The sequence below is a fragment of the Flavobacterium sp. GP15 genome (assembly GCF_014281985.1).
GTDB lineage: Bacteria > Bacteroidota > Bacteroidia > Flavobacteriales > Flavobacteriaceae > Flavobacterium > Flavobacterium pygoscelis.
The window spans coordinates 289,999-302,180 of sequence record NZ_JACFTC010000004.1; the positions used below are offsets into that span (position 1 = coordinate 289,999).

The 12,182-nt window shown below is 32.5% G+C and carries 8 protein-coding genes; 4 read left to right on the forward strand and 4 right to left on the reverse strand.

All coding sequences use genetic code 11. The features are described from left to right. Window positions 1-452: 452 nt before the first annotated feature. On the forward strand, window positions 453-713 hold the full coding sequence (locus tag H2650_RS15890; protein ID WP_255462872.1) for a hypothetical protein: 261 nt from the start codon (window positions 453-455) through the stop codon (window positions 711-713). Between the two features lie 184 nt (window positions 714-897). Here the strand turns inward: H2650_RS15890 and H2650_RS10850 are convergent, their stop codons facing one another. Then, on the reverse strand, window positions 898-1,515 hold the full coding sequence (locus H2650_RS10850) for a ferritin-like domain-containing protein (protein ID WP_188050822.1): 618 nt from the start codon (window positions 1,513-1,515) through the stop codon (window positions 898-900). Between the two features lie 487 nt (window positions 1,516-2,002). Here H2650_RS10850 and H2650_RS10855 point away from each other — a divergent pair, with 487 nt between their 5' ends. Beyond that, window positions 2,003-2,776, forward strand: coding sequence for a Ku protein (locus tag H2650_RS10855; RefSeq protein WP_188050823.1), 774 nt, complete (start codon window positions 2,003-2,005; stop codon window positions 2,774-2,776). On the opposite strand, the gene ligD is transcribed toward H2650_RS10855, so the two are convergent. The 3 genes from ligD to H2650_RS10870 all read right to left on the reverse strand — a co-directional run bounded on the left by ligD (window position 2,773) and on the right by H2650_RS10870 (window position 7,634). Further along, complete coding sequence (ligD, locus tag H2650_RS10860) at window positions 2,773-5,274, reverse strand: DNA ligase D (protein ID WP_188050824.1); 2,502 nt, start codon at window positions 5,272-5,274, stop codon at window positions 2,773-2,775. The two genes, H2650_RS10855 and ligD, sit on opposite strands and share 4 nt — an antisense overlap. 139 nt (window positions 5,275-5,413) lie before the next feature. After that, window positions 5,414-6,793, reverse strand: coding sequence for an exonuclease domain-containing protein (locus H2650_RS10865; protein WP_188050825.1), 1,380 nt, complete (start codon window positions 6,791-6,793; stop codon window positions 5,414-5,416). A gap of 64 nt (window positions 6,794-6,857) precedes the next feature. Next, window positions 6,858-7,634 carry a LexA family transcriptional regulator gene (locus H2650_RS10870; protein WP_188050826.1) on the reverse strand — a complete coding sequence of 259 codons (777 nt, stop codon included), beginning with the start codon at window positions 7,632-7,634 and terminating at the stop codon, window positions 6,858-6,860. Between the two features lie 84 nt (window positions 7,635-7,718). Here H2650_RS10870 and dinB point away from each other — a divergent pair, with 84 nt between their 5' ends. Continuing rightward, entirely contained in the window at window positions 7,719-8,900 is a 1,182-nt protein-coding gene (gene dinB, locus H2650_RS10875; protein ID WP_188050827.1) for a DNA polymerase IV, read from the forward strand. A 3-nt stretch (window positions 8,901-8,903) separates the two neighbouring features. Beyond that, window positions 8,904-11,948, forward strand: coding sequence for a DNA polymerase III subunit alpha (locus H2650_RS10880; protein WP_188050828.1), 3,045 nt, complete (start codon window positions 8,904-8,906; stop codon window positions 11,946-11,948). Window positions 11,949-12,182: the final 234 nt, after the last annotated feature.

Consider the following 12,182-nt stretch of genomic DNA (forward strand, 5'->3'; position numbering starts at 1 on the left):
TAATTATAAAAAAGCAATTTTAAATTCGTGTAATTTGCAATAACTATGTAAATAAAATTGTTCCATTTAAAACCATGAATTTTTAATAAACTTGTTTAAAAACTGAAGATAAATTGAGAATAAATTAAAATTTATTCGAATGAAAAAATCATGTTATGATTAAACTACATGCATTTACTTGTATCACTACAAAGCGATTTTAAACCTAACGTAGATTTGCAGTGTTCAAAAGGAACAAAAAACAAAACACAAGAAATCAAACATATAGTATCATGAAAAAACAAATCGTTATCATTGCACTAGTTCTTGGAGCATTCTTCTTTGTAACATGAAACGCACAAGTTCAAGCTACTTAAAATGCGGCAAGCACAACAATTAATTTTATAATATCTGACCTTATTTCATTTGATGCTAGTTCTGTAGTTAGTAATGGAATCTTATCTTTTAATTATGTGACATCAGCTGACTATAACGCAGCAAAAAATGTAATAGTAGCAAATAGCTTGATTGTAACTTCATCTAAAATTTTCGATGTAAAAGTAAAATCTGGAGGTACTAATTTTTCAGAAGGTACAAATAAAATTCCTGTAAACGTATCGAAAATACAAGCGGTAATTGAAATGAGTATGGTAGGAATTTTAAATACTATCACTTTATCTACAACTCATCAAAAATTAATAACTAATGCGACTTCAGGGTTCAAAAATCACTGAGTATTGATTATTCTATCTCAGCTCTTAAAGCAAAAACCGTACTTCTTGGTAAGCCTGCAGGAACATATAAGCAGACCGTAACATATACTGCGACTGCTCTACAAATCGAAGAAAAAGTACTTTAGTAAGAAGGCCCTCAACCATTATGGTTGAGGGCCTTCTTAATTTTAAATCCCGTTATACTTTACTCTTCTTCGCCTTCATCAGCTGCGTCAAAATTAATTGTATTGTATGCTGCTTCTGTTAGCGTAACATCAGCTTCTTTTTCTTCAGCAAGTGTAACACTTAACAATTCAGCTGCTTCATCTTCTCCTAAAGTTTTAGCGAATGCTACTAAAGTACCATAAGTTGCAATTTCATAATGCTCAATTTTTTGAGAGGCAGCGATTATACCTGCATCACGTACAGCACCTATTTCTGTTTCCTCCATTATGCTTGCTCCCTCTTTAATTAAACCGTCCATAGCATCACATTTTTTTGCAACTGCTTTTTCTCCAATGATTTTAAAAACTTGTTCTAAACGGTCTACTTGAGTATTTGTTACATCTAAGTGATCTTCAATTGCTGCAATTAAATTTTCATTTGTTGCATTTTTCTGCATTTTTGGTAAAGCTTTAGTCAACGCTTTTTCTGCCCAGTAAATATCCTTTAGAGAATCAAGAAATAATTCGCGTAGTCCATCTGCGGCAGATGATTTTGCTTTTACTTTTCCAGCTGTAGATTTTTTATCAGAATCCGTTTTTTTCTCACCTGTACTTTTTGTGGCTTTTTTACTTTTAGTATCTTTTTCAGTAGTTTTCATAATATAATGTGTTTAATTTGATTGCTTTACAAATTTAAAAATATTTTAATATTTGAATGTTATATAATTCCTAGCTTATTTTTCAGAATTTTTTTAATTAACTTTCGTTTATAATTCTATAAAATTTACAGCTATAGATATAAATTTTATTTTGCAATAATTTTTAACTTTGATTATCACCAATAATTAATTTGAAGTATGGATTTGTTGAAGAAACGTATAGAATATAAAGTAGGCCAGAAGGTTAAATTACAGCTTAGAGATCAGGTAATGGAAATAATAGGATTTGAACCTGAATTTATTGAAAATGTAATAACGCAATGGGAAAATGAAGATGGCTCGATTGCTACTGGTAAGTTTATGGAATTAGAATTAGAACCTGTTAAATAATAGTTATTTCACTTTAATGGCCTTTAAATATCATCCCTATTATGAATCTGTGGATAAATGCACAATTAAATAAATTTAATAATTTAAATAGAATATCATGAGAGCAATTTGGACAGGAGCAATTAGTTTCGGACTTATAAATATCCCCATCAAAATTTATTCAGCTATTGAAACAAGTACTTTAGATCTAGACATGCTTGACAAAAAAGATCATTCTAATATTAAATTTAAGCGTGTTAATGAAGCTACAGGCAAAGAAGTTGCCTATGAAGACATAGTGAAGGGATTTAAAATTGAAGAAAAATATATTGTTTTAGATGACGAAGATTTTGAAGCTGCAGATGCAATTAAAAGTAAAACTATAGATATTTTAAGTTTTACTAATGAGCAAGAAATCGATAGCTTGTATTACGAACAACCTTATTATTTAGAGCCTGATAAAGGTGCGGCTAAAGCTTATGCGCTTTTACGTGATGCAATGCAAAAATCAGGCAAAGTAGGTGTGACTAGTTTTGTCATGCGTAGTAAGGAAGCTCTTGCTATTCTAAAGCCATACAAGAATGTTATTGTTTTAAATAAAATTAGATTCCAGCAGGAAATCAGAGATACTAAGGAATTAAAGTTGCCAGCCGTTTCCAAGAAAACTACAGAAAAAGAATTAGACATGGCAAATAAGTTGGTAGAGCAACTTACTGAAAAGTTCGACATTTCAATTTATAAGGACGAATATTCTGATAAATTAATGGAAATAATTAAAGCTAAAGCTAAAGGCACTAAAGCTAAAGCTCCTGCATTAAAAGTGGTTCACAAGCAAAATGATGATTTAATGGCAATGTTAAAGGCAAGCTTAGAAAAGAAAAAATCTTCTTAACTATTATACTTTTCAATAACTTTAATGATGTCGATTCCTGCACCAAGAACGGGTTTCCAAAGATCTCCTTTCCTTTCAAACCTTTTCAATGCATTCTTGATGGTAAAGTCACTAGGACGCATTTTAAGTTGAACTTCACTCCATTCTAATGGAGTAGAGACTGTTGCACCTGCATGTGGCCGTACGCTGTAAGGCGCAGCTATAGTTTGTCCTTTTCTATTTTGAAGATAATCAATATAAATTTTATGATTTCTCTTCTTTATACTTCTTTCTAAAGTAGTAGTTTCTGGTAATTTAGATTGAATTTCTCTCGCGATTATTTGAGCAAATATTTTTACGGATTCATAATTATACTTTCCTCCTAAAGGAACATAAACGTGCATGCCGGTAGCTCCAGAAGTTTTACAGTAACTTTCTACTTCTAAATTATCCAACACTTCACGAACCATTAAGACAGTTTTAATTACTTCTTCAAAATTACCATCATCCGGATCAATGTCAATAACCATCCAGTCGGGATTTTCAAGATTTTTAATAGTGGAATTCCAAGGATTGAAATCAATACATCCTAAATTTACCATGTAGATTAAAGTCTCTTTATCATTACATATTAAATAATCAATTTGTTTTTCGTTGGAATCAGAATATACTTTTTCAGTTTTTAACCATTTTGGTGATTTGTCAAGATTAATATCCTTTTGATAGAAATTAGTACTCTCAATACCATTTGGAAATCTATTTAGAGATTGCGGTCTATCCTTCAAATAGGGTAATATATAGTCACTTACTTCACTATAATAATGTATAAGCTCTCCCTTTGAAATCATATCACCTGTAAAATATATTTTATTTAAGTTTGTTAAAATGAGGTTTTGTTTGCCTATTTTAACTTTTAAATCTTCTTCTAAATTTTCAAACTTATTTACTGAAGAACTATTTTGTTGCTGCAACGAATTATCTTCCCTCACTACTGTTTTAAGCTTTTTATCATCACGAATTCGCAAAAAAACAGGATGTCTTAATCGCTTATCAGTAGTCCACTCTGAAAATTTAACTGTACAAATAAAGTGCGGTTTCATCCACTGGATAGTTTCGCGGAGCTTTATCTTTTCTGCTATGGGAGATTGATTTAAGAGGTAATCTTTAAACTTGTTATACAATGTTTTCAAACTTTCATCGGTAAAACCGCTTCCACATTTTCCTATATATCGTAAAACTCCATTATCATATTGTGCTAAGAGTAAAGCACCAAAGTAAGCTCGATTATCTTTTGGTTTAGTAATCCCTATTATGATAGCCTCCTCTTCTAGATAATTTTTTATTTTTAACCAGTCAGCAGAACGCTTATCTAATTGATAGGTACTATCAGCTCTCTTAGCCATAATACCTTCCTCATTATCCTTTTTACTTTTTTCAAAAAGTTTAATGCCCTTTTCAAAAATATGATTTGAATAAAAAGTTCTTTTAAATTTATATTGCTGAAGTAAGATTTCCAGCAATTCCTTTCTCTCTAATAATTTTAGATTAACAACTTCATTTTTATCTAAATTTAAGATATCAAAAATGTAATATTTAAGATTGCCTTCACCAGTTTTAAGAAAATTCTGGAGCATTTGAAAATCAGATTTACCATTTTTATCTTCAACTACAATTTCTCCATCTAAGATCACTTCATGATCAATTACTTTTAAATCATCAGCTATACATTGAAAATCCTTTGTATAAATTTGCTCGTTACGGCTGTATAAGGAAACTTTATTACTACTTATTAAAGCTTGAATGCGAAATCCATCATATTTCTTTTCAAATACCCATTCTTTATTATCAAATGCATTTTTACTAAGTGTAGCGAGCATAGGACTTTGAAATATAATTTCTTTATTTTTATTCTCTTGTGCGGTTTCGGTTTTTTCTAATGACTTACTTTGGATTTGAACTTCTTTCAAAGTTAATCCTGTTTGTACAGAAGCATCACTTTTCAAAATATCCTCTAGTGAAGCAAAAGAATCCTCTTTCTTAATTAACAGCCATGCATTATCCTGCTTGCCTTTTAATTTTACAAGTGAAAAATCTCCATTAAGTTTTTTACCATGTAATGTGAAACTAATATGTCCTTTATTGAAACCTTTTAAAAGCAGGTCTTCATCCTCTTTTAAATTCTTTTTTTCAGTTGAAGTGTAAGTGCCATTATCCCAAACTATCACATTGCCTGCGCCATAATTGCCTTTAGGTATTGTACCCTCAAAATCTCTATAACTATAAGGATGATCTTCAACTAGCACTGCTAGCCTTCTTACATCAGGATCTAAAGAAGGTCCTTTCGGAATAGCCCAACTTTTTAAAACACCTTCCATCTCTAACCTAAAATCATAATGTAAATGAGACGCGGCATGTTTTTGAACTACAAAAATAAGTTGACTTTTTGAATGTTCTATTTTGCCTTCAGGTTCCTCCGTTTGGTCGAAGTTGCGCTTATCTTTATATTTCTCTAATGACATATTGCTGGAGAATTTGATTTACTTCTATGCTAATTTATTAAATAGCAGTATTTAATACCTTATTCCAAATTTACAACTTCGCATAAAAAACAGCCTTACATAATTACATCATTAATTTCAGTTGAGAATTATAAAATTGCTACGTATTTGAATCTTCTAAAAGTCTTACTCTACTAGGAGCTTTTTCTGCAAAAGCGTTAATTACTTGAACGAAATACTGATTTGATGCATATCTAGTAATATGTTCTTTTACTTCTGATATTTCTGTAATTACTATGTCAGATGCAATATATCCCATTCCATAAAAGTGTCCTTTATCAACCCATATACAACTTTTTTCGTCTGGAGTTCTTCCCTTATCTAATATTGCAAAGCTTGGTAAACTACTTTTGAAAAAATCTAAGGCAGCGTCTATTTTATCATTATGGGTACTTAAATCTGGAAGGTCCTCTTTCAAAGTATCTAATAAATCTGCTTCTTGACAGTTAACTCCATAAATACAAAACCTATGATCTATTTCAAATTTTGTCCCTAACTCGCGTAATTTATTATTTCCATCATATAATGAACTGAATGTTTCAATACACTTTTGATTTTTTGTAATTTTTCCAATGGCTAAATACTGATATCCACTTCTTGCTTCATAATTAAAAAGTCCAAATTTTGGTTCATACTTTTTTAAAGCCTTATTATATTTAGGCCATAGTTTCTTAATTTCAGAACCTTCTAACAATAGTGCCATTAATTCTGTAGCACAAATTTCAAACGAAATAGAATAAGTGTCTTTTAAAAAATTTTGTCTTTGAGGCGTAATTTTATGACCTGTAAAGTGTGATGCAACTCTCTTTTTTAAATTGATTGCTTTACCAACATAAATCACTTTACTGTGTTCATCGTGAAAATAGTAGACACCTGGTTTCTCCGGTAAGTTCTCAAAATCTTGAGGAGGAAGATTTGGCGGCAAGCGCTGATCTTGAGCAGTATTCTTTATCATCTTGCTTAGTTCAGCGTCAGCATCCCATTCCAATAATCTTGAGAATAAAATTGCCGTCGCATCTGCATCACCTCCAGCGCGGTGCCTATTTTCTAAGATTATATCTAAAGATGTGCATAATCTACCTAAACTATATGAAGGCAGGCCTGGTCTTATTTTTCTGGTTGCACGAACAGTGCACAGTTTTCTTGCGGTCCATTTTAATCCTGCTTCACCTAATTCATGACGAACAAATGAATAATCGAAATTTACATTGTGAGCGACAAATACTCTGTTATTAAGCATTTCAAAAACTTGATCAGATATCAAGTCAAATGTTGGTGCATTCTCCACCATTTCATTTGTAATTCCTGTTAAGGCAAATATCGCCGGCGGAATATTCTTCTGCGGATTTACAAGTGTTTCCCAACGGTCAATTACTTTTTCACCATCGTGGATTACAATTGCGATTTCCGTGATCTTACTATAACTAGCATTACCACCTGTAGTTTCAATATCTACTATTGCGTATTCTTGTTTTTTCATTTAATTATTAAGATGTAATAATTTCTCTTTCGCAAGGACGCTATTACTTTGATTATTAATACTATTAATTGGTTAACGCTATTTTATTTTTTAAATCACCTATTTCATTCTTTAACTCGATAAACATATTTTTTATGCTAGTGCTTTCTAATGCTTCTGATTGTTTATCACTTCGACCAATATTGCATTGATATTCCCAAATTTCTAAAATATCAGAGGCTCTGACTTCATATGCAGGATAGAAAAAATTGTCTGACGAAACGGTCAAAGAATTTTCTATTTTCTTATTTAATCTTTTATAAACCATTCCCTCAGATCTTGTAATTATAATATAAGTTTTGCCGCTTAGGACTTCACCTAATTGCTCCAGATATCGTCCAACTATTATATCTCCATCTTGATGTGGTGGCATCGAATCTCCTTCAACTGGAAATCCTCTATATTTTCCATTTCCTAAAAAAGGTAAATATATCTGTTGCAATTGCTCGATATATTCCGGATCTCCATAACCACTTAAATATCCTGCTTTCACTTTTTGAGTCACTACTTCGATACGATTTTCGCCCAAACTATCTACTTGAATTGGCAAAATAATGCGATTATTATCTAATTTAAGAAGGGTATCTAAATTCACTGTTCTAACATCCACAAACAATAAAAGATCCAAACTAACTTGATAAAATCGAGCTATTTTTTTTAAAATTTCATAGGGTGGCTCCGAAGTTCCGTCCTCGTACTTTACATAGCGACCTCTAGTGATATCAAGGCCTTCAGCTACTTTCTCCTGAGATAATTTATACTTAGATCGCAAAGCTCTGATATTGTCTGAAAATAAGGACATAATAATTATGTTATAATTTATAACAACAAATATACTAAAAAATGTTATTATATGTACTAATTTTGAAATTTCAAATTAAATAAAATGAGACGCTCAATTGTACATATGGATCTAGATACTTTTTTTGTATCGTGCGAAAGGTTGAATAATTCTCAGCTGGAAGGAATCCCTCTAATTATTGGTGGAGGAGATCGTGGTGTTGTATCTTCTTGCTCTTATGAAGCAAGACGTTTTGGAGTGCGTTCTGCTATGCCTACAGCAATGGCGTTAAAACTTTGTCCGCAAGCCAAGGTCATTAAAGGAGACATGGAACGTTATTCTCAACTTTCCCATTTGGTTACAGAAGTAATTCAAGAAAAAGCACCAATAGTTGAAAAAGCAAGTATCGATGAGTTCTATCTCGATATAACAGGAATGGATCGTTTTCATGGTTGTTACCAATGGACAAATGACCTAGCACAGCGGGTATTGAAAGAAACTGGATTACCGATAAGCTTTGCTTTATCTATTAATAAAACAGTTTCAAAAATAGGAACTGGAGAGGGAAAACCAAAAGGAAATTTAGATATTCCTGAAGACCAAGTAAGAAACTTTCTGAATCCCTTATCAATCCAAAAAATACCTATGGTTGGTGATGTTACTTTTCAACTTTTATCACGAATTGGGATTAGAACTATACAAACTCTTTCTGAAATGCCTGCAGAAGTGTTGCAAAGAATGATTGGCAAAAATGGAGTAGAGATTTGGAAAAAAGCTAACGGAATTGACAATAATCCCGTGGAGCCTTATACGGAACGTAAAGCAATTTCAAGCGAGCATACTTTTACGCAAGACACTATTGATATTGTGCATTTAAAATCAATTCTTTCAGGAATGGTTGAAAAACTAGCATTTCAATTGCGCTCAGAAGAATGGCTTACTTCAACTGTTGTTGTCAAGATTCGCTATTCTAATTTTGATACAGAAACCAGACAATGCAAAATCGCCTACACATCAGCGGACCATTTACTTACTAAAAAAGTATTAGGACTTTTTGATCTTTTATATCAGCGGAGAATGCGTTTGCGATTAGTTGGAATCCGTTTTAGCGATTTAGTTCGTGGAACGTATCAAATAGATCTTTTTGAAGATACAGAGGAAATGCTTTCACTCTATGCTGCTATGGATAAAATGAAAAGTCGCTATGGTTATGACTCTGTGATGCGTTGTGCAGGAGCATCTTTGAAACCTAATTCTAAAGACATTATTTTAAAGCGTAAGTCATAAATCATGTATATCAATTGCCATTCTTATCATTCATTGCGCTATGGAACGATTCCTCTCGATGCCTTAATCGAGAAGGCGGTTGCTTGTGGGCTCACTGCATTGGCGCTTACTGACATTAATACCGTTACTGGAATCTATGATTTCATTACTGCTTGTAAAAATGTAAACATAAAACCGATAGTAGGTATCGAATTTAGATCAAATAGTGAATTTAGATATATTGGTTTAGCTCAAAATGCAAGTGGATTAGCAGAAATGAATCGCTTTTTAACCCATCACAATTTTACAAATATTGCTCTTCCAATAGAAGCTCCTGCTTTTGAAGCTGTACTAATTATTTATGCTTTTGAAAGTGCACCAGCAATTTTAAAACCAAATGAATATATTGGAATCAGGCCTGAAGAGGTGGGCAAGCTATTTGGATATAAAGGGGACTTTGACAAATTAGTAATTCTTCAGCCAGTTACTTTTAGAACCAAAAAAGAATACAAGCTCCATAAAATATTACGTGCCATCGATAACAATATTCTGTTATCAAAATTAGAACCATCTGATATTGCGACTACTTCAGAAGTGATGGTGTCGCAAGAGCGCTTAATTGCAGCGTATAAAGAGTACCCTCAAATACTTTCTAATACTAATGCTGTAATTGAGTCCTGCGATTTTCAATTCGATTTTGACACGCCAAAGAACAAAAAATATTACACCAATTCAAGAGAAAGTGATATTGCATTGTTAACCACTTTAGCGCATCAAGGTATGCATTGGCGTTATGGAAAAGAAAATCCTGCCGCTTTAGCTCGAGTAGAAAAAGAGTTAAAAGTTATTAATGAATTAAATTTTAGCGGTTACTTTTTAATCACTTGGGACATTATTCGATACAGTAACAGTAGAGGGTTTCTACATATTGGTCGAGGAAGTGGAGCTAATTCTATCATTGCCTATTGTTTAGGGATTACTGATATCTGTCCTATCGAACTAGACTTATATTTTGAACGTTTTCTAAATGAAAATAGGAAAAGTCCTCCCGATTTCGATATTGACTGGAGCTGGCAGGAAAGGGATATAATATTAGAATATATCTTTAACCGATATGGATATGAAAATGTAGCTTTCTGTGGAACCAATGTGGAATTTAAGTACCGCTCTATTTTTAGAGAAGTGGGTAAAGTTTTTGGTTTACCAAAAGACGAATTAGATCATCTTGCCAAGAATCCAATGCGTTTACAGCAGAATAATAGTGTGGTAAAGGAAGTACAGGAATATGGAATGTTATTAGAAAAATATCCTAACCAGCGCAGTATGCATTCGTGCGGAATCTTAATTTCTGAAGATCCCATCACCAATTACACGCCATTAGAAATGCCACCAAAGGGATTTCCAATTGTGTTATTTGATATGCACGTTGCCGAATCTATCGGTTTTGAAAAATTTGATATTTTAAGTCAAAGAGGAATTGGTCATATTGATGATACGGTGAAACTAGTTGCTAAAAATAGAGGGATACGCATCAATATAAGAGATACTAAAATTTCAAAAAATGAACTTAAAGCCAATTCCTTTTTATCACAAGGAAAAACAATAGGTTGCTTTTATATTGAAAGTCCAGCTATGCGTGGTTTACTTCGTCGTTTAAAGTGTGACAATTATAAAACATTAGTGGCTGCTTCTTCTATCATTCGTCCTGGAGTAGCTAAGTCTGGAATGATGAAAGAATATATTTTTAGACATAATCATCCTGACCAGTTTGAATATTTCCACAAAGTTTTTGAAGAGCAACTTGGAGAAACTTATGGAATTATGGTTTATCAGGAAGATGTAATTAAGATTGCTTTGCATTATGGCGGTTTGCCTGCAGCTGATGGCGATATTTTAAGAAGAGCTATGAGCGGAAAAGGACGATCCTTAACTGCTTTACAAAAAGTAAAAGATCACTTTTTTGAAAGCTGTGCTAAACAAGGTCATGCAGACGCGCTTAGTCAAGAGATTTACAGGCAAATAGAGTCTTTTGCAGGATACTCCTTTTGTAAGGCGCATTCAGCATCTTATGCAGTTGAAAGTTATCAAAGTCTATATTTAAAAGTATATTATCCTATTGAATTTATGGTTGCTGTGATCAACAACCAAGGAGGGTTTTATAGAACGGAAGTTTATGTTCATGAAGCAAGAATGGCTGGAGCAACTATCCACAATCCTTGTGTAAATAAAAGTGAGTTCACTACAACCCTTTATGGCGATTCGATTTATTTGGGATTTATGCATTTACAAGGTCTACCAGAGAAATTAGCTAATGCTATTTTAAAGGAACGCGAACTTCATGGAGACTATGTTTCTATGGAGGATTTTTGTAACCGAGTAAAAATAGGCTTAGAAAGTTTGAAGCTTTTAATATTTATTGGTGCTTTTCGTGAAACTGGAAAAACTAAAAACCAACTACTAATTTTAGCGAGCTTACTTTTTAACTCATCTGTAACTGACAATCAAATGTTGTTGCTGCAAGAAGCAGTAAAGGAATATAAATTACCAACTCTAGAACGCTCTCGTTTTGAAGATGCTTTTGACGAAATTGATCTTTTAGATTTCCCTACTTCGTTTACCGTTTTTGATTTATTGCAAAGTCCTTTTCGGGGTGATGTAATGGCTAAAGATTTAATCCTGCATCATAAAAAGCAAGTTCGCATGTTAGCATACTTGATTTCTAGAAAACAAGTTCCTACGGTAAGGGGAACTATGTACTTTGGAACTTGGATTGATCATGAAGGTAATTATTTTGATACCACCCACTTTCCAGATAACTTAATTCAATTTCCTTTTCAAGGTGGAGGCTGTTATTTACTATTAGGAATAGTCGAAGTAGACTATCATTTCCCTACAGTTACGATATCAAAAATGGCTAAAATGCCTTTTGTCCCTGATCCAAGATATTCTGATGCGAAAGATCATCAGTATATTACTCAGGAAAATATTAAAGAAGATGTAAGTAGCACTAGTAGAGATCCCTATCCAAGAGCTCATGAGATTAATTTACCAAGGAATAAGATGGTATAGTAAATAACTACTACTATCAGGTAGAGCAAAGGTAAATCAATTAGTAAAAATTTTGAATATCTCAGAAATTGAATTAACTACTGTACTCCTAGCAGGTCATAATATGATTTGATAAAAATCGAAAACACTGCCTTAAATGCTTTAAAAATTACCAAGGAAAATCTACTAAATGAATTAATGGGAAAGATGTTTAAAAAATCACTAACAGTCTTGTAAAATATTATTTTCTATAGA